The sequence below is a fragment of the Citrobacter sp. MGH 55 genome (assembly GCF_016906145.1).
GTDB lineage: Bacteria > Pseudomonadota > Gammaproteobacteria > Enterobacterales > Enterobacteriaceae > Citrobacter_A > Citrobacter_A amalonaticus.
Genome location: NZ_CP070239.1, coordinates 2,997,729 through 3,022,415, shown reverse-complemented (window position 1 = coordinate 3,022,415; position 24,687 = coordinate 2,997,729). Strand labels below are relative to the sequence as shown.

Annotated in this window: 25 protein-coding genes; 3 read left to right on the top strand and 22 right to left on the bottom strand. The window is 55.8% G+C overall.

Annotated features, from left to right (window positions below):
* The first annotated feature begins 125 nt into the window (after positions 1-125).
* A complete protein-coding gene (gene narP, locus JTI98_RS12125; protein WP_043000091.1) occupies positions 126-773 on the top strand; it encodes a nitrate/nitrite response regulator protein NarP in 648 nt (215 codons plus the stop codon).
* A 62-nt stretch (positions 774-835) separates the two neighbouring features.
* Here the strand turns inward: narP and JTI98_RS12120 are convergent, their stop codons facing one another.
* The 15 genes from JTI98_RS12120 to napF all read right to left on the bottom strand — a co-directional run bounded on the left by JTI98_RS12120 (position 836) and on the right by napF (position 13,061).
* Complete coding sequence (locus tag JTI98_RS12120) at positions 836-1,888, bottom strand: cytochrome c-type biogenesis protein CcmH (protein WP_044328631.1); 1,053 nt, start codon at positions 1,886-1,888, stop codon at positions 836-838.
* Positions 1,885-2,442 carry a thiol:disulfide interchange protein DsbE gene (gene dsbE, locus JTI98_RS12115; RefSeq protein ID WP_043000089.1) on the bottom strand — a complete coding sequence of 186 codons (558 nt, stop codon included), beginning with the start codon at positions 2,440-2,442 and terminating at the stop codon, positions 1,885-1,887. Before dsbE ends, JTI98_RS12120 begins: the two co-directional genes overlap by 4 nt.
* Positions 2,439-4,382, bottom strand: coding sequence for a heme lyase CcmF/NrfE family subunit (locus JTI98_RS12110; protein ID WP_216081299.1), 1,944 nt, complete (start codon positions 4,380-4,382; stop codon positions 2,439-2,441). The genes dsbE and JTI98_RS12110 overlap by 4 nt, the downstream gene beginning before the upstream one ends.
* On the bottom strand, positions 4,379-4,858 hold the full coding sequence (gene ccmE / locus JTI98_RS12105) for a cytochrome c maturation protein CcmE (RefSeq protein WP_043000087.1): 480 nt from the start codon (positions 4,856-4,858) through the stop codon (positions 4,379-4,381). The genes JTI98_RS12110 and ccmE overlap by 4 nt, the downstream gene beginning before the upstream one ends.
* Entirely contained in the window at positions 4,855-5,067 is a 213-nt protein-coding gene (gene ccmD, locus JTI98_RS12100) for a heme exporter protein CcmD (RefSeq protein ID WP_043000086.1), read from the bottom strand. Before ccmD ends, ccmE begins: the two co-directional genes overlap by 4 nt.
* The gene (locus JTI98_RS12095; protein ID WP_043000085.1) at positions 5,064-5,801 is read right to left on the bottom strand and encodes a heme ABC transporter permease; all 738 of its coding nucleotides are present in this window, start codon (positions 5,799-5,801) and stop codon (positions 5,064-5,066) included. The genes ccmD and JTI98_RS12095 overlap by 4 nt, the downstream gene beginning before the upstream one ends.
* A 122-nt stretch (positions 5,802-5,923) precedes the next feature.
* Positions 5,924-6,583 carry a heme exporter protein CcmB gene (gene ccmB / locus JTI98_RS12090; RefSeq protein ID WP_043000084.1) on the bottom strand — a complete coding sequence of 220 codons (660 nt, stop codon included), beginning with the start codon at positions 6,581-6,583 and terminating at the stop codon, positions 5,924-5,926.
* A complete protein-coding gene (ccmA, locus tag JTI98_RS12085) occupies positions 6,580-7,200 on the bottom strand; it encodes a cytochrome c biogenesis heme-transporting ATPase CcmA (RefSeq protein ID WP_043000083.1) in 621 nt (206 codons plus the stop codon). The genes ccmB and ccmA overlap by 4 nt, the downstream gene beginning before the upstream one ends.
* A 23-nt stretch (positions 7,201-7,223) precedes the next feature.
* On the bottom strand, positions 7,224-7,826 hold the full coding sequence (gene napC, locus JTI98_RS12080) for a cytochrome c-type protein NapC (RefSeq protein WP_043000082.1): 603 nt from the start codon (positions 7,824-7,826) through the stop codon (positions 7,224-7,226).
* 9 nt (positions 7,827-7,835) lie between these two features.
* Entirely contained in the window at positions 7,836-8,285 is a 450-nt protein-coding gene (napB, locus tag JTI98_RS12075) for a nitrate reductase cytochrome c-type subunit (RefSeq protein ID WP_042317908.1), read from the bottom strand.
* Entirely contained in the window at positions 8,282-9,145 is an 864-nt protein-coding gene (napH, locus tag JTI98_RS12070) for a quinol dehydrogenase ferredoxin subunit NapH (protein ID WP_044268651.1), read from the bottom strand. Before napH ends, napB begins: the two co-directional genes overlap by 4 nt.
* Positions 9,132-9,827, bottom strand: a complete 696-nt coding sequence (gene napG, locus JTI98_RS12065; protein ID WP_043000080.1) for a ferredoxin-type protein NapG — start codon at positions 9,825-9,827, stop codon at positions 9,132-9,134. Before napG ends, napH begins: the two co-directional genes overlap by 14 nt.
* 6 nt (positions 9,828-9,833) lie before the next feature.
* A complete protein-coding gene (napA, locus tag JTI98_RS12060) occupies positions 9,834-12,320 on the bottom strand; it encodes a nitrate reductase catalytic subunit NapA (RefSeq protein WP_216081298.1) in 2,487 nt (828 codons plus the stop codon).
* The gene (gene napD / locus JTI98_RS12055) at positions 12,317-12,580 is read right to left on the bottom strand and encodes a chaperone NapD (protein WP_043000078.1); all 264 of its coding nucleotides are present in this window, start codon (positions 12,578-12,580) and stop codon (positions 12,317-12,319) included. The genes napA and napD overlap by 4 nt, the downstream gene beginning before the upstream one ends.
* Complete coding sequence (napF, locus tag JTI98_RS12050) at positions 12,570-13,061, bottom strand: ferredoxin-type protein NapF (protein WP_044329034.1); 492 nt, start codon at positions 13,059-13,061, stop codon at positions 12,570-12,572. The genes napD and napF overlap by 11 nt, the downstream gene beginning before the upstream one ends.
* 410 nt (positions 13,062-13,471) lie before the next feature.
* On the opposite strand from napF, the gene eco reads away from it, so the two are divergent.
* On the top strand, positions 13,472-13,969 hold the full coding sequence (gene eco / locus JTI98_RS12045; RefSeq protein ID WP_043001880.1) for a serine protease inhibitor ecotin: 498 nt from the start codon (positions 13,472-13,474) through the stop codon (positions 13,967-13,969).
* Between the two features lie 47 nt (positions 13,970-14,016).
* Here the strand turns inward: eco and mqo are convergent, their stop codons facing one another.
* Positions 14,017-15,672, bottom strand: a complete 1,656-nt coding sequence (mqo, locus tag JTI98_RS12040) for a malate dehydrogenase (quinone) (RefSeq protein ID WP_043000076.1) — start codon at positions 15,670-15,672, stop codon at positions 14,017-14,019.
* Between the two features lie 277 nt (positions 15,673-15,949).
* On the opposite strand from mqo, the gene JTI98_RS12035 reads away from it, so the two are divergent.
* Positions 15,950-17,197 (top strand): SulP family inorganic anion transporter, encoded by a 1,248-nt coding sequence (locus JTI98_RS12035; protein WP_216081297.1) that lies wholly within the window; start codon positions 15,950-15,952, stop codon positions 17,195-17,197.
* On the opposite strand, the gene mgtE is transcribed toward JTI98_RS12035, so the two are convergent.
* From mgtE to JTI98_RS12005, 6 genes are all read right to left on the bottom strand, one after another.
* Entirely contained in the window at positions 17,160-18,596 is a 1,437-nt protein-coding gene (mgtE, locus tag JTI98_RS12030) for a magnesium transporter (RefSeq protein WP_043000074.1), read from the bottom strand. The genes JTI98_RS12035 and mgtE overlap by 38 nt on opposite strands.
* Positions 18,597-18,736: 140 nt before the next feature.
* Positions 18,737-20,380: a multidrug ABC transporter permease/ATP-binding protein gene (locus JTI98_RS12025; RefSeq protein ID WP_216081296.1), complete on the bottom strand. Its 1,644-nt coding sequence runs from the start codon at positions 20,378-20,380 to the stop codon at positions 18,737-18,739.
* 75 nt (positions 20,381-20,455) lie between these two features.
* Complete coding sequence (alkB, locus tag JTI98_RS12020) at positions 20,456-21,106, bottom strand: DNA oxidative demethylase AlkB (protein ID WP_058586850.1); 651 nt, start codon at positions 21,104-21,106, stop codon at positions 20,456-20,458.
* Positions 21,106-22,170 (bottom strand): bifunctional DNA-binding transcriptional regulator/O6-methylguanine-DNA methyltransferase Ada, encoded by a 1,065-nt coding sequence (gene ada / locus JTI98_RS12015; RefSeq protein ID WP_216081295.1) that lies wholly within the window; start codon positions 22,168-22,170, stop codon positions 21,106-21,108. Before ada ends, alkB begins: the two co-directional genes overlap by 1 nt.
* 83 nt (positions 22,171-22,253) lie before the next feature.
* On the bottom strand, positions 22,254-23,309 hold the full coding sequence (gene apbE / locus JTI98_RS12010) for an FAD:protein FMN transferase ApbE (RefSeq protein ID WP_043000070.1): 1,056 nt from the start codon (positions 23,307-23,309) through the stop codon (positions 22,254-22,256).
* Positions 23,310-23,424: 115 nt separating this feature from the next.
* Positions 23,425-24,555, bottom strand: a complete 1,131-nt coding sequence (locus JTI98_RS12005) for a porin OmpC (protein ID WP_043000069.1) — start codon at positions 24,553-24,555, stop codon at positions 23,425-23,427.
* Between the last annotated feature and the right edge of the window lie 132 nt (positions 24,556-24,687).

Here is a 24,687-nt window from a genome sequence, read left to right as displayed (position 1 = left end):
TCAGGTTTTACTTCTTACCCATACGTAATCTGGGGTAATATTTCTCCCTCTTATCGATGCGGTGAATCTGGACGATTCGCGATCGAATAACAATAATGATTCTAATAAAATCTCGGGAGATAACTATGCCTGAAGCAACGCCTTTTCAGGTGCTGGTGGTAGATGACCACCCTCTTATGCGTCGTGGTATCCGTCAATTACTGGAACTGGATCCGACATTTGAGGTGGTTGCCGAAGCGGGCGATGGTGCAACGGCGATTGATCTGGCAAACCGTCTCGATCTGGATTTAATCCTGCTTGATCTGAATATGAAAGGACTGAGCGGTCTGGATACGTTGAACGCCCTGCGCCGCGATGGGATCACGGCGCAGATCATCATTCTTACCGTTTCGGATTCGGCCAACGACATCTACGCCCTGATTGACGCCGGCGCAGATGGCTACCTGCTGAAAGACAGCGATCCGGAAGTTCTGCTGGATGCCATTCGCACAGGTGCTAATGGCGGCAAAGTTTTCAGTGAACGCGTCAGTGATTATCTGCGCGAACGCGAAATGTTTGGTGAAGAGGACGATCCGTTCAGCATGCTGACCGAGCGAGAGCTGGATGTGTTGCACGAGCTGGCACAGGGGCTGTCTAACAAGCAGATTGCCTCGGTCCTCAATATTTCCGAACAAACTGTAAAAGTGCATATTCGCAACCTGTTGCGCAAGCTCAACGTACGCTCACGCGTTGCCGCGACCATCTTGTTTTTACAAACCCGCGGTATGCAATAGCCCAGCAAATGCCCGATGGCGCTACGCTTATCGGGCCTGTGCCTCGCCATCTGGCCGGGTGGTTACTCGCTCTTTGGCGATAAGTGCTGCATCGCCTGCGCGATACTGCGCTCAATCACCGCACGACGCGTATCGTTCGCCGGCAGCATCTTCAACATCATCTCCCAAGCGGCAACCGCCTCGCCAAAACGCTCCTGCTCAAAGGCGTTGAAGGCATACATGCTCAGAACCCGCACATTGGCGTGATCGCTACGAACCAGTTCTCGCAGCAGCTCCCCTCCACGACGGTTATCATCAGGATCGGAAGAACGGGTCAGCGCCTCGGCATAGCCCAGCGCAGCATCGCTGTTCTTCGGATCGAGTCGATAGGCGTTGGCATACGCTTCGGTAGCGGTACTGGCATTGCCAAGCACCATTCCGATCCGCCCCAGCATGATCCAGCCTTCTACGTTTGTCGCATCACTTTGCAGACGAGTACGTAGCCCCAGCGCCAGACGCGTCATTTCTTCCTCATCCAGCGGCTGCGCTTTTGGATCCAGCGCACGTTCCAGCAGTGCCGGGCTTTGTGCCGTCGCCAGTTGCCAGATTTCCACCTGCTTATAGCTCCCGGTCTGGTAATAACTGACGGCACCTACGATGACGGCAATCACTATCCCCGGCAGATAAACCGCCAGCCCGGCTCGTTTACCCTCCTGTAACGATATCTCATCCGGGAACACCTCCTGTTTCAGGCGTACCCGCCGACGCGAACGGGCAACGATAATCCAGCCACCTGCGCCAATTGCCGCCACGGGAAGCACCCACAGCAGGACAGTCAGTGGTGTCAGCGGCGGATCATAGGTGACGAAGTTACCGTAGCGCGCCACCATATAGTCGACGATCTCTTTCTGACTTTTCCCTTCCTGCATCAGCTCATAGACTTTCTGCCGCAGGTCGGTCGCAATCATCGAATTGGAATCCGCGATGCTGTTGTTCTGGCATTTTGGACAGCGCAGCTGTTCAGTCAACTGGCGGAATTGTTGCTCCTGGGTCTCATCCTTAAACTGCATCACATCAATGGTGGCCAGCGCGTTAGCAGAAAACAGCAGCATCAGCACACTCAGCAAAAGTCTCATTGCCCGGCCTCCTTACTGTATTTCTCCCACAGCGGCTTGATTTCACTCTCCCAGACGCGGGCGTTCAAATCCCCGGCATGGCGATAGCGAATAATGCCTTTACCGTCGATCAGGAAGGTTTCCGGCGCGCCATAGACTCCAAGATCCAGGCCCAGCATACCGTCGCCGTCAAACAGGCTCAGCGCGTAAGGATTACCCAACTCTTTCAGCCAGACGATGGCCTTCTGGCGATCGTCTTTATAATTCAGCCCCACTACGCGAATCCCCTGTGCCGACAGCTGGTTCAGGTACTGATGCTCAGCGCGGCAGGTCGGACACCACGTTGCCCAGACGTTGAGTAAGACCGGTTTACCCTGAGTCAGCACGTCTGCCTCATAATGCTTACCGGGGTTCTCCAGCGACTCAAGCCGGAAAGTCGGTACCGGTTTACCAATCAGCGCCGACTCCAGATTAGTCGGCGTATCGCCTTCTGCGTTACGCGCCAGTTGCCACAGCAGCGCTGCGGCAATCACGAGAAAAATCACAAAGGGAATCAAAAGTACGTTGCGCTTCATACCGCCTCCGACGCCGATTTCTGCGGTTGTACGCGTTTGCGATAACGTGGGTCAAACAGGCATAACAGCCCCCCCAGCGCCATCAATATCCCACCCGCCCAGATCCAGCGAATAAACGGTTTGTAGTACAGACGAACAGCCCACGCGCCGTTATCCAGCTCTTCACCGAGCGCGGCGTACAGATCGCGGGTGATGCCACCATCAATCGCCGCTTCCGTCATCATCGAACTGGTGCTGTTGTAGAACCGTTTTTCAGCGTGCAACGTTGCTTCTGCCTTGCCATCACGGGTCACGCTGATAATCGCCACACCACCGCGATAGTTTGGTCCGGTGATATCATTCACTTCACGGAAGGTGAAGCGATATTCATGAATATCGACGCTGTCACCGGCTTTCATGCGAACATCGCGCTCGACGCTGTAGTTCTGGCTGAAGGCGATGCCGACAATTGTCACCGCCAGGCCGACGTGCCCGGCCACCATTCCCCAGTAGCTCAGCGTCATTTTCGCGCCACGTGAAATTCGCAGCGCAAGCTCCGCCATCGCCAGCACAAACACCCAGCAGGCCATTGCCAGCCCGACTACGGTCATGGCGACAATCTTGTTCTCAAACAGCCACGGCAGCAACAGAGAGAGTACCAGGGTACTGACCAGCGCAATAACCAGCAGTCGTTGCAGTTTACGCGGTCGATCGCGTCCCCAGCGGACCAGCGGGCCAATACCCAACAGCAGGGCAAACGGCGCCATCAGCCAGGTAAACATGGTATTAAAAAACGGTTCGCCAATAGAGATACTGCCCAGACCGAGTTGCTTATGCACCAGCGGCAGCAGCGTGCCGAGCAGCACGACCAGCATGGCGGCAATCAGCAGCACGTTGTTACCGAGCAGCAGCGATTCACGCGACCAGAGGGCGTTATTGACCCGGGAGCGAACCTTATGTCCTCGCGTGGCAAACAGCAGCAGCGAGCCGCCGATGACCAGCACCATGAAGGCCAGAATGAACATCCCGCGAGACGGGTCGGAAGCAAATGCATGCACCGACACCAGCACGCCCGAACGCACGAGGAACGTCCCCAACAGACAGAGCGAAAACGCGCAGATAGAGAGCAGCAGCGTCCACGCCTTGAAACTGCTGCGCTGTTCAGTGACCGCCAGCGAGTGCATCAGTGCGGTTCCCACCAGCCATGGCATAAACGAGGCGTTTTCCACCGGATCCCAGAACCACCAGCCGCCCCAGCCCAGTTCGTAATACGCCCATGCTGAACCCAGCACAATCCCCAGCGTCAGGAAAACCCACGCGGCCAGCGTCCATGGACGGGAAAAACGGGCGAAAGTGCTGTCCAGGCGACCGCTCATTAGCGCCGCGATAGCGAACGCGAAGGCGACCGAGAAACCGACGTAGCCCATATATAGCAGCGGCGGATGGAAGATAAGCCCAGGATCCTGCAACAACGGGTTGAGATCGCGCCCTTCTATCGGGAAATTCGGCAGCGTGCGGGTGAACGGGTTGGAGGTAAACAGGATGAACAACAGAAAACCGACGCTAACCATCCCCATCACCGCAAGTACGCGGGCGACGATATCCAGCGGCATCCGCTGGGAAAACAGCGCGACGGCAAAGGTCCAGCCGCTCATCAGCAACACCCACAGCAGCAGCGAGCCTTCATGCGCCCCCCAGGTGGCGGCGACGCGGTACCAGACCGGCAGCTGCGTGTTGGAGTTACTGGCGACGTAAACGACGGTGAAATCATTCACTACAAAGGCGTTGACCAGCACCAGAAAGGCGCCCATCACGAGGATAAACAACAGCCAGGAAAACGGTCTTGCCGACGCCATCATCCGCGCGTCGCCTCGCGCCACGCCCCACAGCGGATAGACTGAGAGTAACAACGCAACGCCCAGTGCCAGGCATAACAGCGCATTGCCAATTTCAGGCATCATGATGTTTTATCCTTATAGACGCTCTCCGGACGGCGGTGGTTATCCTGCATCGCTTTTTCAACTTCCGGCGGCGTGTAGTTTTCATCGTGCTTGGCGAGGACTTCTTTCGCCTGAATATGGTTTTTCTCGCCGAGTTCCCCCTGCACCACCACGCCTTGTCCTTCACGGAACAGGTCCGGCAGAATGCCTTCGTAGGTCACATCCACCACGCCTTCGGCATCATAGATGCTGAAATTCACCTTCAGCGAGTTGGGGTCGCGCTTGACGCTGCCGGGCATAACCATACCACCTACTCGCAGCCGCTGGCCCACTTCCGGCATTTGCTGCGTTTCGCGCTTGCCGTAGAGAATCTCGCCTGGCGTGTAGAACAGGTCGATGTTGGCGCGCAGCGCATACAGCACCAGCGTAATCGTCAGCGCTAACCCGACAAGCACGCCGCAGGCAATCCATAAACGGTTCTTACGTCGAATATTCACGCCGCCTCCCGTTGTGTCTGCGCTGCACGCAGGCGGGCTTCACGCGCCCGCTGACGGGAGACATCACGCAAAATTGCGCGATGCTGCGTCACGGTATGAATGACCAGCACTGCCAGCGGGATGACGCTCAGCGCCACAGCCAGCCAGACGTAAAAGGCGTAGCCGCCCATCGCAAAAAAATCACTCCAGGATGCAAATGCAGTGGTCATTGGCGGCCTCTTTTTAAGATCAGTTCACTCACCCACGGGCGACGTTTTTCCATTATCAGAATCAGGTTACGCATCCGCATCAACGACAGCGTGATAAACAGCAGCAGATAGCCGATAATCGCCAGCCGCAGCGGCGTGCGCATGGCCGGATCGATGCTTTGTTGCATACGGGTCGAGCCCTGATGCAGCGTGTTCCACCACTCCACCGAATAGTGAATGATCGGCAGGTTCACCACGCCAATCAGCACCAGGATCCCCGCCGCGCGCCCCGCCATCTTACGGTCATCAAAGGCGTGCCACAGAGCAATTGCGCCGACGTAGAGAAACAGCAGCACCAGTTCCGACGTCAGCCGCGCATCCCACACCCACCAGGTACCCCACATCGGTTTACCCCAGGCCGAGCCGGTGACCAGCGCAATAAACGTAAACACCGCGCCAATCGGCGCCATTGCAGCCAGCGCCAGGTTCGCCATCTTCATCTGCCAGACCAGACCGATAAACGCGGCTACCGCCATCGAGGCATAAATCCCCATTGACCAGATCGCCGCCGGAACGTGCAGATAAATAATGCGGTAGCTCTGCCCCTGCTGGTAATCCGCCGGCGCAAAACCGAATCCCCAGATCCAGCCCGTCGCCAGAACCAGGACGCAGGCGACGGCCAGCCACGGCACAAAATAGCCACAAAGCTGATACAGCCGTGGGGGCATAGCCAGTTGATGAAGTGTTTTCCACATAGTTCAGTCACCAGACTCAAACGAATAAAGTTACCGTCATGCCGGATAGCGGCTGATGCCTTATCCGACCTAAAAACCCGGCTCTTGTCGGCCTGAAAAGCGCAGCGCCATCAGGCAACTCATTACTGCAAACTAATGCGTAACGCCGCCGCCGTTGCAAAAGGACTTAACGTCGCGCTACCTGCCAGTAACGCGCCCAAAATCGCCATGTATCCATCCACTGGAAGATGCATGGATGCCGCATCCATCGCGGCAGTCGCAAAAATCAACAAGGGAATGGTCAACGGCAGTACCAGTACGCTCAGCAATACACCGCCGCGCTTTAACCCGACCGTTAACCCCACCCCCGGTGCGCCGAGAAAGCTCAGCGTCGGCGTCCCCAGCAGTAGAGTCAGCGCCATAATTTTCCAGCCGTAGAGGTCCATCCCCAGCAGCAATGCCACCAGCGGAGAGAGGATCAATAGCGGCAGACCGGTGACCATCCAGTGGGCCATCACTTTTGCCAGCACCACCATCGGTAATGGGATTGGCAGCAGCATCAGTTGCTCAAGGCTGCCGTCCTGCAGGTCATCGCGAAACAGTCGCTCCAGCGCCAGCAGCGAGGCCAGCAGCGCAGCAACCCAAATAATCCCCGGCGCAATGCGCGCCAGCAGCTGTGGTTCCGGCCCAATACTCAGCGGGAACAGCGTAATAACAATCAGGAAGAACCACAGCGGGTTGGCAATTTCCGCGCTATGGCGAAAGGCAACGCGCAGTTCGAGACGGAAGATACGCCACATCATTGCCCTGCCCTCTCGTGAGTCAGCGCAATCCGGCGAATGCGGTCTGTAGCAACGTTCATTGGCTGGTGGGTGGTGAGGATAACGATCCCACCTTCATCGGTATGCTGCGCCATCCGCTGCGTCAGGCGTTCAACGCCGTTCACATCAATGGCGGTAAAGGGTTCGTCGAGGATCCAGAGCGTGGCGCGGGTCAGCCAGAGACGCGCTAACGCCACCCGGCGCTGCTGTCCGGCAGAAAGCTGGTTAACAGGGATATCTTCGTAACCGGCAAGGCCGGCCTGCGCCAGCGCCGCGAGACATTTCGCGATATCGCCGTCCTGATGGAAAAAACGCAGGTTCTCCAACGCCGTCAGCCGGGTTTTGATCCCCGGCTGATGGCCAATCCACAACAAATTTTGATGGTAGCTGTCCCGCACACGATGTAGCGGTTGCTCCTGCCAGCACACCTCACCGGCATCAGGACGAGAAAGTCCTGTCAGCAACCGCAACAGGGTGGTTTTCCCTGCGCCGTTGCCGCCGGTGACCTGTATCCACTCCCCGGCGTTGACCTGGAACGACAAATCGCTAAACAGGACTCGTTCATCCCGCTCACAGAGGAGCTTTCTGGCTTCAAGCATACTACCCACTCATTACCATCCCGTCAGAAGCCCGGTTTGACGTCGCGCATATCGGGGAGCTTATGCGCAATCCCCTTATGGCAGTCAATACAGGTTTGCCCGTCTTTCACCGCCTGATCGTGCATTTTTGCGGCGACACTCTTCTGGGCCGTTAAGTCCATGAAGTCAAAGTTGTGACAGTTACGACACTCCTGAGAATTGTTATCTTTCATTCTTCGCCATTCATTCTGTGCCATCGTCAGACGATGCGCTTCGAACTTCTGCGGGGTATCAATCAGTCCCAACGCTTTTGCGTACAGTTCTTTACTGGCCTTGATCTTACGGATCATTTTCGGCACAAACTCGTGTGGTACGTGGCAGTCAGGACAGGTCGCACGCACACCGCTACGGTTGTTGTAGTGTACGGTTTCCATGTATTCCTGATACACGGTATTGCGCATTTCGTGGCAGCTAATGCAGAACTCTTCGGTGTTGGCCTTTTCCATCCCGGTGTTAAATCCACCCCAGAAAATAATCCCGCCGACGAACCCGATTAACAGCAGCGTACCCAGCGCCAGGCGACTGGGGCGACGCCACCACTGCCAGAGGCGCTTAATCCGGCCTGGTTTACGGTTAGCATTTTCCATAATGACCTCTTATTTCCCGTAACCTTTCGATGGGGTAAAGGTGTTACCCACAATCGGCGGGGCGTCAGTCTGCGGCACGTGACACTGCAGACAGAAGTAACGACGCGGCGCCACTTCGGCCAGCACTTTGCCGTCGCTGTCCATAAAGTGCGTCGGACTAATACGCGGCGCGCCGGTGGTACGATAGCTTTCAACGCCGTGGCATTGCAGGCAGCGGTTGGTGTTAGTGGTCACCTGGTAACCATCGACGCTATGGGGAATCATCGGCGGCTGATTCACGTAATTCAGCGGCATACGCTCTTGTTCTTTGTGCATGCGAATCGCCCCTTCCTGTGTCCCCGACACTTCCGGAGACTGGCTAAGGTCCACTCCGTTTGCCGCCCAAACCGCACCGCTCACCACCAGGGCCAGCAGGGCTGTCCATTGACACAGCGCTTTCTTCAGGTCATGGCTTTTCATGATTTCGCTCCCGAACTCCATCGTGTAGTTATTGTAAATACGTCCTCAGAACAGACATCCACGCAGCGACCGCAGGCCATGCAATCGCGGCTGGTGACCTGCACCGGGCTTTGCTCATCCAGCACCGGGGCACGTAATACATGCGGTTCCGGGCAAACATGAAAACAGTCCATACAGCGGTTACATTTCTGTCGGTCTTTCGCCGCAACGGTTAATACGCCCTGGCTACCCAGTACGCCATACAGTGCGCCTAAAGGACAAAGATGCCCGCACCAGCCGTGTTCAACGACCAGCAAATCAAATAAAAACAGAGCGATAATCAGCAGTGCGCCGCTACCGAATCCCATCACCAGGCTACGCCCCAGCAGTGAAACAGGGTTAATCCATTCCCACAGTAGCGTCCCGGTCAGTGCTGAACCCACCAGCACGACAACCAAAAGTACGTACCGTATATGACGTGGAATGGTTGCGGACTGATTCAGGTCAAACCTTCTGCGTAGCCAGGCCGCAAAATCGGTAATCGGGTTCAGCGGGCAAACCCAACCGCAAAACAATCGCTTTCCTGCCAGGGCGTAAAGCACGGTAATAATCGCCGCGCCTGTTAGCGCCACCGCCACAGGCAGATGACCGCTCGCCAGGCTTTGCAGGGTGATGAGCGGATCGGTCAACGGGATCGACTCCAACAGCAGGCTGCTGGAGTAATTCCCATGCAGGATCCACACGCCAAACCACGGGCCGCTCAGAAACATCCCCAGCACCATAAACTGACAGAGCCGGCGGAAAATCAGCCAGCGATGACTCCGCCAGACGCCTTTTTTCGCCTGCGCTTCACGCCCGGCATCACGTTTACGATTTGCCATCGTTCCCCTCCAGCCAGCCGAAGCGGTAATGGTGACCTAACTCCCCTTTCGCCAGCGACAGCGGCAACACTTTTATCGCGGGTTGCTCCAGCACGCAGACTTTTTCACATTTCCCGCACCCCGTGCAGGCGTCGCTGTGAACGGTCGGGATAAATCGCGCATGTTTGCCGGTTCGCATGTTGCGATCCAGTTCCAGCGTGATAGCCTCATCGATTTTTGGGCATTCGCGATAACAGACGTCGCAGCGTAATCCCTGGAAGTTCAGGCAGTTTTCCTGATCCAGCAGCACCGCCAGCCCCATCCGCGAATCGTCAATGGAGGCAATCTCCCGGTCCAGCGCCCCGCTGGGGCAGACTTTGGCACACGGAATGTCTTCACACATCTCGCACGGGATCTCACGGGCAACAAAATACGGCGTCCCCGCCGACAACCCTGATGCGAGCGTCGCCAGTTTTAAGGTGTCATACGGGCATGCCTGAACGCACTGCCCGCAGCGCACGCAGGCGCTGGCAAAGGCATTCTCGTTCACGGCCCCAGGCGGGCGCAACCGCACGCCTGTAGCCCGTGCGGTTTGCTGCTGTAACCCCAGCGCCACGCCAACGGCAGCCAGTCCGCCCGCTGTGCGAACAACATCGCGCAGAAAGCGGCGGCGGCCATTTTGGGGTTTCGCTGACCTGGACATGGCGTGTTACACCTTCGCCAGTTTCACGGCGCACTTCTTGAAATCCGTCTCTTTAGAGAGCGGATCCGTCGCATCCAGCGTCAGGTTATTCACCAGCTGCGCGGCGTCGAAGAACGCCATGTAGACCAGCCCCTGCGGCGGACGGTTACGTCCACGGGTTTCAACAATGGAAATCACCTCGCCACGACGTGAGACCACTTTGACCTTGTCGCCACGGCGCATATCCCGTTTTTTCGCATCCAGCGGATGGATAAACAGCACCCCTTCCGGGAACGCACGGTGCAGTTCCGGCACGCGGCGCGTCATACTGCCGGTATGCCAGTGCTCCAGTACACGCCCCGTGGAAAGCCACAGGTCGTACTCGGCATCCGGCGCTTCTGCGGCCGGTTCAAACGGCAGCGCGAAGATCACCGCTTTACCGTCTGGCTTACCGTAGAACTTGTAGCCTTCACCTGCTTTGACGTATGGATCGTTGCCTTCGCTGTAGCGCCACTGCGTCTCTTTCCCGTCAACCACCGGCCAGCGAAGGCCGCGCGCCTTGTGATAGTCATCGAACGGGGCGAGATCGTGACCGTGTCCACGACCAAACCAGGCGTACTCTTCAAACAGCCCTTTTTGCAGATAGAAGCCCAGCTCACGTGATTCGTCGTTAAGCTGATCCTCTTTCAACTCCGTCAACGGGAACTTGCTCACCGCAGGGGTGGCAAACAGCACGTCGTACAGGGTTTTGCCGCGCAGTTCCGGTTTCTGTGCCAGCAGCTCTTCCGGCCAGACCTCTTCCGTTTTAAAACGACGCGAGAACTGAACCAGTTGCCACAGGTCGGATTTCGATTCGCCCGGCGCTTTAATCTGTTGACGCCAGAACTGGGTACGACGCTCGGCGTTACCGTAAGCCCCTTCTTTCTCCACCCACATTGCGGTTGGCAGGATCAGGTCCGCGGCCAGCGCGCTGACGGTCGGGTACGGATCGGAGACAATGATAAAGTTGCGTGGATCGCGCCAGCCCGGCAGACGATCTTCGTTGATGTTCGGACCGGCCTGCATATTGTTGGTACACATCGTCCAGTAGACGTTCAGCTTGCCGTCTTTCAATGCCCGGTCCTGGGCAACCGCGTGGAGACCGATTTTCGCCGGAATGGTTCCAGCCGGGATATTCCAGTGCTTTTCACAGATCTCACGGTGTTTTTCATTAGTGACCACCATATCCGCCGGCAGACGGTGGGCAAAGGTTCCCACTTCACGCGCGGTACCACAGGCAGAAGGTTGACCGGTCAGTGAGAACGGTCCACAGCCCGGCTGCGCGATTTTGCCAGTCAGCAGGTGAATGTTGTAGATCAGGTTGTTGGCCCACACGCCGCGCGTATGCTGGTTGAAGCCCATCGTCCAGTAAGAGATGACTTTCTTGTTCGGGTCGGCATACAGCTTCGCCAGTTGCTCCAGCTGATCTTTCGGCACGCCGGTCATTTCAGCGGTTTTATCCAGCGTGTATTCAGCCACAAACGCTTTGTAGTCTTCAAAGCTCATCGGCTCAGAAGCATCAGAGCCTGGGTTTTTCGCGGCTTTTTCCAGCGGATGCGTCGGACGCAGGCCGTAACCGATATCCGTTGCCCCTTTGCGGACGTTGACGTGTTTGCTGAAGAAGTCCTGATTAATCGCGTTGTTTTGAATGATGTAGTTAGCGATGTAGTTGAGGATCACCAGGTCAGACTGTGGCGTAAACACCATCCCGTTGTCCGCCAGCTCGAAGCTACGGTGCTGGAAGGTAGACAGCACGGAGACGTTAACATTCGGATCGGAGAGACGACGGTTGGTAATGCGCGACCAGAGGATCGGGTGCATTTCCGCCATGTTCGAGCCCCACAGGACAAACGCATCGGCATGCTCGATATCATCGTAGCAGCCCATCGGTTCGTCCATGCCAAAGGTACGCATAAAACCTACCACCGCTGAGGCCATGCAGTGACGCGCGTTGGGATCGAGGTTGTTCGAGCGCAAGCCCGCTTTAAACAGTTTGGAGGCGGCGTAACCTTCCCAGATGGTCCACTGGCCGGAACCAAACATGCCGACAGACTCCGGGCCTTTCTCTTTCAGCGCGGTTTTAAACTTCTCTTCCATCACATCGAAAGCCTGATCCCAGCTGATCGGCGTAAATTCACCGTCTTTGCTGTACTTACCGTCTTTCATACGCAGCAATGGCTGCGTTAAACGGTCCTCTCCGTACATAATTTTGGGCAGGAAATAGCCCTTTATGCAGTTCAGACCACGGTTAACCGGGGCTTCCGGATCACCCTGACAGGCGACAATACGCCCCTGCTGAGTGCCGACCAGCACGCCACAGCCTGTACCACAAAAACGGCACGGGGCTTTATCCCACTTAATGGCTTCCTGTTGACCGACAACTGCGCGGGCAACGCCCGGTACGCTTAGCCCGGCAGCCGCCGCAGCGGCCGCAACGGCGTTAGCTTTCATAAAGCTACGACGACTGAGTTTCATGGTGTTTCCTCACCTTGTTCTTCCTGCTGGTGATAAACCAGCGACACCGCCAGCACGCCCGCAACGTTGCGTACCGACTCAATTGTTTGCATCAGCGTTTCGCTGTGTTCTGCTTCAACCACCGCAATCATCTGGCCGCTTTGCTCGTCGCTTACGGCCACTTCGCAGCCCGGCAAAGCATTTAGCTGCGTGCTAATATCCTGTACCTGTTCGCCTTTGGCCTGAACAATCAGGCTGCAGACCTGCCAGTTAATGTGCATGGTTATACTCCGCGGTAATGGCTGACACCGGGCAACTGGCGACACACGCGCCGCATCCGTTACAGTTCTGGTTATCGAGTTGTGGCTGATAAATGCCGGACAACGTTGGGCGAAACAGGATCGCCTGCGGTTCACAGCTATCCTGACAGCGGCGGCACTCTACGGACTGATACGCCAGACACGCTTGCCCAATGGTGAAAATCAGATCCCATGCCCTGGTGTGGCGCGGAGAAAAAAGAGATTCAGGGCAAGCCTGCGCACAGGCGTAGCAGAAGGTGCATTCGTTTTGTTGGAAATTAACGCTCGGATAGCCACCCGGGCCACGCTGCAAAACATCGTGTTCACAAGCCTGAATACAGGCGTCGCAACGGGTGCACTGGGACAGAAACTGAGATGCTTCCATGATCCACGGCGGACGAATCCCACGATTGGCACTACGCCAACTGCCAGTCAGTATGCCTCGACGGGATAGATCAACCATGGCATCGCCCTTCCATAAACGACGCTCCCCCGGCTGGGTGAACGACAATAAAAACCGCGTTACTACTACGTCATTATTATGATCGGTAAGATAGTAAAGGATGTGTTCCAGGTGCATACCCCAATCGGGGTAAAACCAGTGGTTGGATCAAAAGAGTGTTAATGAAGCTTGTCAGAATGTGCTTCTCCGCACAGATCAAATGGTTATGTAATATTTTATATATCGCCATGATTGTCGGGATAATTAACCAAAACAAACAGCAAAAACAAGAATAAATAACCAAACAATTTACATAACTACAGTAAATAGACTTTAAAAATACGTAAAGACAGATCAATGATTCTGGTCTATATGTTAATCTGCCGTGAAATCGTTCATAAGATAAAAAAGGAAAACCTGTGAACTCAAAAATAAAGACAATGGTTCCTGCCGTTTTGTTCGCTGCTTTCGCCAGCACCTCTGTGTGGGCGGCCTCCACGGAAGCTAATCCGCAACCGCTGGAAAAAATCGCCCCCTGGCCGCAGGCGGAAAAAGGCATGAAGCGCCAGGTTATTCAGCTACCCCATCAGGAAGATGAATCTACTCTTAAAGTGGAACTGATGATCGGACAGACGCTGGAAGTCGACTGCAATCAGCATCGCCTGGGCGGCGAGCTGGAAAGCAAAACGCTGGAAGGTTGGGGTTATGACTACTACGTCTTTAATAAAGTCACCTCCCCGGTATCGACCATGATGGCCTGTCCGGATGGCAAAAAAGAGCAGAAATTTGTGACCGCCTATCTGGGTAATGACGGTATGCTGCGTTACAACAGCAAGTTGCCGATCGTGGTGTATACCCCGGCAAATGTTGATGTGAAATTCCGCATCTGGAAAGCGGAAGATAACGTGCAGAACGCGGTAACGCGTTAAGTCTCTGATGATGCCGGATGGCGGCGCAGCGCCATCCGGCAATGCCGTTACAGTGCGATATCTGCCACTTCTTTACGCGCAGGCTGAGCCTGTGGTTTGAGCTGCGCTTTTGGTGCCGCGTCCGTCGTCTGCGGCTGGACATATTGCAGCCCCAGCACTTCACTGGTGTATTGCAGTTCCTGCTGCGTCGCCTCAACGTTGCCGTTCAGTTTTGTACCGTAAGACGGAATAATCGTTTTCAGCTTCGCCTGCCATTGCGGCGTACTCACCTTCTCTTTAAAGACGGTTTCCATCAGATGGAGCATGATCGGTGCCGCAGTGGATGCGCCCGGTGACGCGCCCAGCAGTGCGGCAACGGTCCCCTCTTTGTCGCTCACCACTTCCGTCCCCAGACGCAGCACGCCCCCTTTGTCTTCATCACGTTTGATGATCTGGACACGCTGACCCGCCTGCCATAAACGCCAGTCCGCTTTCTTCGCCTGCGGATAGTACTCTTTCAGCGCGTCGAAGCGGTCATCATCGCTCAGCATCACCTGACTAATCAGGTATTTCACCAGATCGAAGTTATCCATCCCGACGTTGACCATCGGCATGAAGTTGGAAGGCGTGGTTGAACTCAGCAGATCCCACAACGAACCGTTTTTCAGGAATTTAGTGGAGAAGGTGGCGAACGGCCCGAACAGCACGACACGTTTACCATCCAGAATACGGGTATCGATATGCGGGACCGACATCGGCGGCGCGCCGACGGAAGCCTGACCGTACACTTTCGCCAGATGCCGGTTCACCACGTCCGGGTTTTCTGCGACCAGGAATTGCCCACCAACCGGGAAGCCTGCGTACTCTTTGGCTTCCGGAATACCGGTTTCCTGCAACAGTTTCAGCGCTGCGCCGCCCGCACCGATAAAGACGAATTTGGCTTTGATGTTATGTTCCGCTTCGCCGTTTTTCAGATCGGCGACGGTCACCGTCCAGGTATTATCGTCGTTACGTTTAAATCCACGGACTTCGGTGCTCAACTCCAGTGCAAAGTTAGGCTTTTTCTGCAACGAAGCAATCAATTGGCGCGTAATTTCGCCGTAGTTCACGTCCGTTCCCATTTCGGTACGCGTAGCGGCGACTTTCTGTTTCGGATCGCGCCCTTCCATCACCAGCGGTGCCCACTCTTTGATTTGCGCGTGGTCTTCGGAGTAGCGCATACCACGGAACAGCGTGCTTTGTTGCAGGGCCGCATAGCGGGCGCGCAGGAAGTTGACGTTCTCTTCACCCCAGACGAAGCTCATGTGCGGAACGGTGGTGATGAAGGTGCGCGGGTCGTGCATCACGCCACTCTTGACCTGATGCGCCCAGAACTGGCGGGAAATCTGGAAAGCTTCGTTAATTTCGACTGCCTTTTCGGTACTGATACTCCCGTCGGCTTTCTTTGGTGTGTAGTTCAACTCCATCAGCGCAGAGTGCCCGGTACCGGCATTGTTCCAGCCGTTTGAACTCTCTTGCGCGACACCGTCCAGGCGCTCCACCATGGTCATCGACCAGTCGGGTTCCAGTTCCTGTAGATAAGTTCCCAGTGTGGCGCTCATGATGCCGCCGCCGATCAACAGTACGTCCGTCTCCTGCTCTTCCGTCGCTTTCGCTTTTGCCGCCATCGAGACAGCATTCAGCCCTACGGCCATCGAGAAGAGCATGGCAGTCACTTTTTTCATATGGTTAATGCCTTACTTTTAGTATCGTTTTTTTGCTTTTTGCAGGTGAAAATCGAACGGCACCAACGTTAACACTTCAGTAATAATATTTAAATATTGTTTATAGATTATATTAAGATTTTAAAAACGTTAAAAATACGTTGAATCTTTATAGGGTTATTCACAATATTTTCTGGAAACAGACGCTCCAGAAAGGTACTATGCGGCGCGTTGTGATTCACCGCACGGACGCCTGTCGGTCTGCTGTTATCAGGCCCTTTCCGACCTGAGAGTAAATATGTCTGTAACCCCTTCGTCTCCTGCTCTGGCAGCGGAACACACGGTCAGTGGCGTTCTTCGCGCCCCACGTCTGCTGGTACGCGAAACGCTGGCTGGGGTGATCACCGCGCTGGCGCTGATCCCGGAAGTGATCTCCTTTTCGGTGATTGCCGGCGTTGACCCGAAAGTCAGCCTGATTGCCTCAGTGGTGCTTTGTCTGGCAATGTCTTTCATGGGCGGTCGCCCGGCGATGGTCACGGCAGCAGCCGGTTCCGTTGCGCTGGTGATAGGCCCGATGGTGCACCAGCATGGCGTACAGTACATTCTGCCAGCGGTCGTATTAGCCGGGTTTATCCAGATTCTGTTTGGCGTTACCGGGATGGCGCGCCTGATGCGTTTTATTCCCGCCGCCGTCATGACCGGGTTTGTGAACGCCCTCGGTATTCTGATTTTTTTCGCCCAGGTCCCCCATTTCTGGAGCAAAAGCCCACTCATCTGGGGGCTGTTTGCCTTAACGCTACTCATTGTGTTGTGGGTGCCGCGCGTTATTAAAAGCATTCCTGCGCCGCTGATTGCCATTGTTTTATTGACGCTGTTTACCTCAACCACCGGACAATTGCTGCCGACCGTTGGTGATGAAGGCGCAATGAGCGGCGGGCTACCGGGACTGACGCAGTTGTTAGTGCCGCTGAATCTGCAAACGCTGACAATTATCTGGCCCTGCGCGCTGAGTATCGCCTTTGTGGGCCTGATGGAGTCGCTGCTGACGGCGAAACTGGTTGATGACCTGACGGTCACGCCGTCGAACAAAAATCGTGAAAGCGCGGGTCTGGGGTTCGCCAACATTCTGGCGGGCTTTTACGGCGGCATTGCTGGCTGCGCGATGATCGGACAGACCATCGTGAATGTGGAGATGGGGAAAGGCCGTAGCCGCGTGTCGACGATCGCCGCCGGGTTGGTTTTACTGCTGCTGGTCACTGCGCTGAGCGACGTGATGGCGAAAATCCCGATGTCGGTTCTGGCCGGGATCATGGTGATTGTGGCGTTGAAAACGTTCAGTTGGCACAGTATCCAGCCCGCCACCCTGACGACACTGCCCGTGGTGGAAACGCTGGTAATGGTCATTACCGTTGGCGCAACGGTCTCCACCGGCAACCTGGCGATTGGCGTGGTTGCCGGGGTGGTGGCGATGGGATTACTGCCTCGCGTCGTGAAGCGTAAACGACGCACTACATCAGAAACAGCGTCGCCAGCCCAAGAAAAATAAAGAATCCGCCGGTATCGGTAATCGCGGTGATCATCACGCTCGAGCCGACCGCCGGGTCGCGCCCGAGCTTCACCATCGTCATCGGGATAATCACCCCCATCAGCGCCGCCATTAACAGGTTCAGCATCATTGCCAGGGTCATCACCCCGCCGAGCGCCATGTCGTCGTACAGCCACCAGGTGATCCCGCCCATAATCCCCCCCCAGACGAGGCCATTGACCAGTGCCACCCCCATCTCGCGCAGAATAAGAAACGTCAGGTTGCCAGGCTGGATGTTTTGTAACGCCAGCGCCCGAACAATCATGGTGATGGTCTGATTACCGGTATTCCCGCCGATCCCGGCGACAATGGGCATCAGCGACGCTAACGCCACCAGTTGTGAAATGGTGTGTTCAAAGCCATCAATCACGCGCGAGGCAATGAACGCAGTACACAGGTTGATAGCCAGCCACGCCCAGCGCGTTTTCACCGCTTTAGGAACGGGCGCAAAAACATCCTCTTCGGCGCTCAATCCGCCCATTCGACGCAGATCGGTGTCCGTCTCTTCGTAGACCACGTCGACGATCTCGTCGATCGTCAAGCGTCCCATCAGTTTACCAGCAGAATCGACTACCGCCGCACTGACCAGGTTGTCACGCTCGAAGGTACGCGCCGCATTTTCCGTTTTATCTTCCGGGGCGAAGGTCAGCGGATCGTCATCCATCACCTCGCTGACTTTGCACTGCACGTCATTGAGCAAAATACAGGTCAGGGTTAGCTCACCGACCAGCGTTTTGTCGCGACGGGTGACAAACAGTTTGTCAGTGTTTTCCGGCATCTTGCCCAGACGACGCAGATAACGCTGCACTACTTGCAGCGTCACATCCGGGCGCACGGTGATGACCTCGAATTCCATGATCGCGCCGACGCGATTCTTTTCGTAATGCATGACCTGGCGCACGCGGGCCCGCTCTTCGGGCGGCAGCGTCGCCAGCAACCGGCCTGTGAGGTTACGCGGCAGGTGCTGAACCAGGTAAATCTGTTCGTCGATGTCGAGATATTGCAGCGCCTCAAGCAGTTCCCGGTCGGTCATTTCATCGATCAGGTCATCCCAGACGTTTTCGGACGCCTCAAGCAGGACGTATCCACGCTTATCACTCTGAATCAGCCGCCAGAGGGCGTGACGTTCTTCCGACGGGAGCGCTTCAAGGGTATCCGCCAGGTCAGGTGGTGGAAGATGGTCGACCAGCGCGCCTACCTCAGCAATATCGTCGGCTAACGTTCCGACATCATATTGCTCAGCCAGGGTGAGCTTGCCTAACAGGGTGGAAACAATGGCTTTATCGGTGGTAAGCAGCCAGATCAGCCGCGCACGCTCTTCATCGCGCAGCCTTGCGCTGTTTTGGTGTTTTGCGAACATTAATCATAAATCCATGATACGAGATGCCATTAAGCATGGCGCGAGGTTATGTAAATAACAATAAACGGGGGCGTCAGATGAATAAAAAAACAACCGTTGTCCCGAAACGCCTTGCGCCATCGGGACCACGGTCAGATAAATCAGGCCGTGCGCGCGACGGCATCGCGTGACGCAGCATCACGCTCATCGCCCACCAGCTCAATCAGTTGTCCGTTACGCATTTCCAGCAAACGATCGGCGTGAATAAAATAGTGATCGTCGTGACTAATGGCGAAAATGGTTTTCCCCATCTCCTGCATCAGCGGCAACAACACCTGGTAAAACTCGCGGCGGAAGTGCGGATCCTGATCGGCCGCCCACTCATCGAGCAGGATAATGTCGCGATCTTCCGCCAGCGCCAGCAGCAGCGCCACGCGCTTTTTCTGCCCCTTCGACAGTTTCAGATTCAGTATCCGGCCATCGCTCAGTTCCAGTTTGTGCGCCATTTTCAGGTGCCCCAGCCACTTCTCAACCAGAGCAGGATCGGCCGGTTTGCCTTCTGGTCCCAGTAGCTGGTCAAACAGCCAGACGTCGGTAAACACCGCGGAAAAGAGCTTGCGATAATCTTCCGGCTTTTCGGCGCTGACAGGCTTACCGTCCAGCAGGATCTCCCCTGATTGCGGCTGGTACAGCCCCGTCAGCAGCATCGCCAGCGTCGATTTGCCGCTGCCGTTACCGCCGATTAAGAACAGCAACTCACCGCGATTGATCGTCAGATTCACCGGCCCCACGGAGAACGCATTGTCCTGATAGTGGAACATGACGTTACGCAGTTCGAGGGTTTTCCATCCCGGGAACGCCTGCGGGCGCGGAAATTCTGCTTTAAACGGTGCCAGCGCGAATGTGTTCAGCTTGTTGAAAGCAACCTGCGCCGTAAGCAGCGTAGGGAGTGCTCCCACCGCCGACAGCAGCGGCGTGCGCAGGAATAAAAGCGTTAATGAGTAGGTCGCCGCAACGTTGGTATCCGCCCAGCCGAGACTGTTTGCCATCCAGAACACCAGGCCAATCGCGCCGAGCATCATAATGTTCGACCAGTTCACGGCGCTGAGGTGGAAGGTATCGGCGCGAATAATGTGGTGGCGATACGCTTTGGCATCCGGAATATAGAGGTTGTTGAAGATATGTTCCGCCCGCTCGCGGTTGAGCGTCAGCTCTTTGCGTCCTTCCAGCACCGTTTGATAATCGTTATACAACTTATCTTCGGTTTCGCGCAGCGTCGCCATATGCCGGTAAACCCGCGATACCAGCATAAACCCGCCCCAGATGGTTATGACCATCCAGATAGCGGTCACCAACAGCATTTTGGTCGACAGCATCGCCAGATACGCCGCCGAACCGACGGTCAGAATAATCCCCTGCACCAGTTCAGGCAGACGAACAAAAGCGATGGTGATATTGCGCACGTCGCTGGTCAACCCGGCCAGCAGAGAGGCACTGCCCAGTTGTTCAATACGTTCCACGTGCGTATCGAGAATACGCTTGATGAATTCACTGCGCAGACGGAAGACAAAGTAGTGTCCCAGCGTGGTGAGCGCCAGTTGTGAACCCAGCGTCACCGCCATCAGCAGTAACAGTAGTCCGAGAAATTCCGGTAAAACCAGCAGAGAGGGATCCGCAGTCTCAATAAGACGCTGATTGATAAAAGCGATAAGGCCAATCCCCAGCGCCGCGCTGACGAGGCTGAGCGCCATCACGCAAATAAATGGCCAGCGATACTGCCGCCAGACAAGAAGAAGTAGTTCCATTCATACAACCCGGACAAGGAATAACAGCCCGCAGTTTAAACATCTCAACGCGTTCAGCAATAATAATTCTTATTTTTATTCTTTTTTACCCGCCTGGCGAAAAGTCAGATTGTAACGACAGTCGGCGGTCGCCGGATGGAACCCAGCCTTCAGCGGCTGAATTCCGTGGTAAAACAAGCGCGATTCGCCGCCCCAGACCACTACATCGCCATGTTCCAGTAGAACGCGCGTCAGCGGATCGCTACGTTTCAGGCCGCCAAACTGAAAGACAGCCGGTAATCCCAGCGAGACAGAAACAATGGGCGCCCGCAGATCCGGCTCGTCTTTATCCTGGTGCAGCGAAAGCTTTGCGCCAGGCGCATAGCGGTTGATCAGGCAGGCGTCCGGCTGATAATCCGTATAGCCTGCCGCCGTTGCCGCCTGCTGACACAACCGCAGGAAGGACGGCGGAAAATCCGGCCAGGCGTGCCCCGTCAGCGGATCGATTGGCGAATAGAGGTAGCCGTGACGGTCGGTCGTCCAGCCCAGCCGTCCACAGTTAGTCATCGCCACCGACATGGTGTAACCGCCGGGGGTGATCATCTGGCGAAACGGCGACCGACGGGCGACCGCCTCAATCTCCTGCACCAGTTGCAACGCTGTGTTGAAGGCAAAGCGGCGCAAAATGACGGCACCAGGCGCCAGCGGTTCCTGCCAGGGCTGCGAATCGGCAAACAAATCAAGCATTATGCCCCCTCATCAGGAGACTCACGTCGCAGGATTTGTGCCTTACGCGACACGCCCCAGCGATAACCGGAAAGCGAACCGTCGCCTCGCACAACGCGGTGACAGGGGATCACGATCGCCAGTTTATTCGCGCCACAGGCGCTGGCGACGGCACGAACCGCGTTCGGCTTACCGATGGCTTTTGCCAGTTGCTGGTAGCTGACGGTCTCACCGTAAGGGATCGCCCGCAGCGCCTGCCAGACCTGTTGTTGAAACGCGGTACCCTGAATATCCAGCGGCAACGACAGCGCGGCATCACGCCCGTCAATACTGGCGATAACGTGGCGAATACGCTGCAGGAAAGCGGGATCAGCGGGTTGAGCCTGAGCGGCCGGGAACAATGTCTGCAGTTCAGCCTTCAGCGCCGCATCGTCATCCCCTAACAAAATGGCGCAAATCCCCCGCTCGCTTTCCGCCACCAGACAGCGTCCGAGTGAGCAATCCGCCAGCGCATAGCGCACCGCCAGCTTGTCACCGCCGCGACGGAACTGCTTCGCCGTCATCCCAAGCGTTGCATCAGCATTACGATAGTAGCTGCTGCTGTCCGGGAATCCGGCATTCAGAATCGCCTGCGTCACGCTTTCGCCGTGGCTCAGGGCATCGCGCAGTCGGCGGGCGCGATACGCCTGCTGCCACGCTTTTGGCGTCATCCCGGTCGTGGCTTTGAACACGCGATGCAGATGGTACGGACTCATCGCCACCTGTTCAGCCAGCGCATCGAGCGTGATGGGGCTCTCCTGCTCCAGAAGCTGACAGGCAAGCGTAATTTTATCCAGTCGATGCTGCCGGGCGTTGGTTTTATCCGGCTGACAGCGTTTACACGGGCGAAACCCGGCCAGCAACGCGGCCTGCGCGTCGGGAAAGAAGCGGACATTTTTACGCAGCGCATGTTTTGCCGTGCAGGAAGGTCGGCAAAAGATGCCGGTCGTCTGCACCGCAAAGACAAACTGTCCGTCAGCCTCAGAATCACGTTCCAGCACCGATTGCCAGCGCTGGTCGTCATTTACGCGTAGAGAATTTTTCATACTGGACTCCTTCGTTAAGCATAGTGCCTGCTTAGCGGCAGTGTGTCCGAAACCCATCACACGAAAACCCGCAATCTTGCTTTTTAATTTTGTTCACGAATGAGAAAACTTTCAAACTGCGGAGACATCCAGGTTTTGAATCCCTCCCCCTCTTTGATAATCATGTACACCGCCAGCCCTTCCCGGCGTACGACCTCTTTGGCTTTCTCCGTGCCGAGCACCATCAGTCCGGTATCCCAGCCATCCGCTTCCAGCGCCGTTGGCGCTATCACCGTCACTGACACCAGATTATGCTCAATGGGGCGTCCCGTCTGCGGATCGATAACATGAGTGAGGCGTTTTCCGTTCAGCTCATAATAGTTGCGATAGCTGCCGGAGGTACTAATACCGTGCCCGTTAATATCCACCACCGCCTGAACCGCGTTTTCACGGTCGGTAGGCTTCTGGATCGCCACCCGCCACGGATGCCCTTCAGCGTTCATCCCGCGACTGTTCAGCGCCCCCCCGACAGAGACCAGATAGCGTGCGATACCTTCGCGCTCCATCAACTGTGCCAGGTGATCGGCGGCATAGCCTTCACCGACAGTGGAGAGATCGACAAACAAATCTGGCAGATCTTTTTGCAGGTACTGCTGTTTAGCCTGGTTGATCACCGACAGGTGCTGCAACCCGCTGTTGGCTTTTGCCGCATCAATTTGCGCCTGCGTCGGGATCTGGACCGGTTGCTTGTCGGGACCAAACCCCCATAAGTTCACCAACGGCCCAACGGTGATGTCCATCGCCCCCTGGGTTTTTTGCCCAATACGTAGCGCTGAGGTAACAATGTCCGCCATTGCCTCGTTGACGGGCCAGGGAGAAAGACTTTTCGACTGGTTGAAGCGCATCAGCGCCGAATCATTTTTATAAGTGGAGAGCAGTTGGTCGTCGGCATCCAGTTGCGTCTGAATTTTCGTTTGTAGCGCCGCTGCTGATTTGGCATCGACTCCGACCACGCTCACACGCCAGAAGGTGCCCATTGTTTTCCCTTCCAGCACGACCGGAGCCGCGGCAGGCGTTTGCGCCGCGTCCGGTGCGTTATCGCACCCGGTAAAAAAGAGAGTCACAGCCAGTAAGGCCGCACGAGCAACGTTCATTTCCATACGTGATTGTCCTCCTGCAAAAGAGGCGCAAGAGTACACCAAAAACCGGCGGTTGTACGCCGAAAAACCGCACAAAAAAAGGCCCCGCAGGGCCTTTTATCGACATTAAGCAAACTTAGAACTGGTAAACCAGGCCCAGTGCAACAACGTCGTCGGTGCTGATACCGGCATCACGAGTGAAGTTGTTGTCATCCAGCAGGTTGATTTTGTAATCAACGTAGGTGGACATGTTTTTGTTGAAGTAGTAGGTTGCGCCCACATCAACATATTTCAGCAGATCTTCATCGTCGTAGTTACGACCGTTGAGAGTCCCCAGGTTTTTACCTTTGGACTGCAGGTAAGCAACGGACGGACGCAGACCGAAGTCGAACTGGTACTGAGCAACCACTTCGAAGTTCTGCGCTTTGTTTGCCCAACCTTCGCCGCCTACACGCGTTGCGTTATAGGTCTGAGTGTACTGCGCCGCCAGGTACAGGTTGTTAGCGTCGTATTTCAGGCCACCGGTGTAGGTTTCAGCGCGATCGCCGTTACCCAGGTAGATCGCTCTGTTCTGCTCATCAGTACGTTTGGAGCTGCTCACTGCCGCACCCAGACCGAAGCCTTCGCCGATGTCATAGGTTACAGAACCGCCAACGCCGTCGCCGTTCTGACGCAGCGCTTCACGACCGTTGTTAGTCACGCCGGTGTAAGCGATGCCATCAGCACCTTCACCAGACGGGCTACCGTTTTTACCCTGATACTGCAGGGCAAAGTTCAGGCCATCAACCAGACCGAAGAAATCAGCGTTACGGTAAGTCGCGAAGCCGTTACCACGCTGCTGCATGAAGTTATCAGAACCGTAGGTATCCCCACCGAATTCTGGCAGGACGTCGGTCCAGGACGTGACGTCATACACAACGCCGTAGTTACGACCGTAGTCGAAAGAACCCGCATCGCCGAATTTCAGACCGGCGAAGGCAACACGAGTCCAGGAGTTGTTTTCGGATTCAGGCGCGTTACCCTGGATCTGATACTCCCACTGGCCGTAACCGGTGATCTGATCGTTAACCTGGGTTTCGCCTTTGAAGCCGATACGCATGTAGGTCTGATCGCCATCAGCGTTTTTATCATCGGAGAAATAATGCAGACCGTCGACTTTACCGAACAGGTCTAATTTGTTGCCGTCTTTGTTGTAAATTTCAGCCGCATTTGCTGCGCCTGCTACCAGCAGTGCTGGTACCAGGAGGGACAGTACTTTAACTTTCATGTTATTAACCCTCTGTTATATGCCTTTATTTGCTTTTTTATGCCACTGCATACTGATTAACCCTCATTAACCAGTCGGCAAGTTCATTCTCCTCAAAATTGCAGAATAATCCAACACGAATATGATACTAAG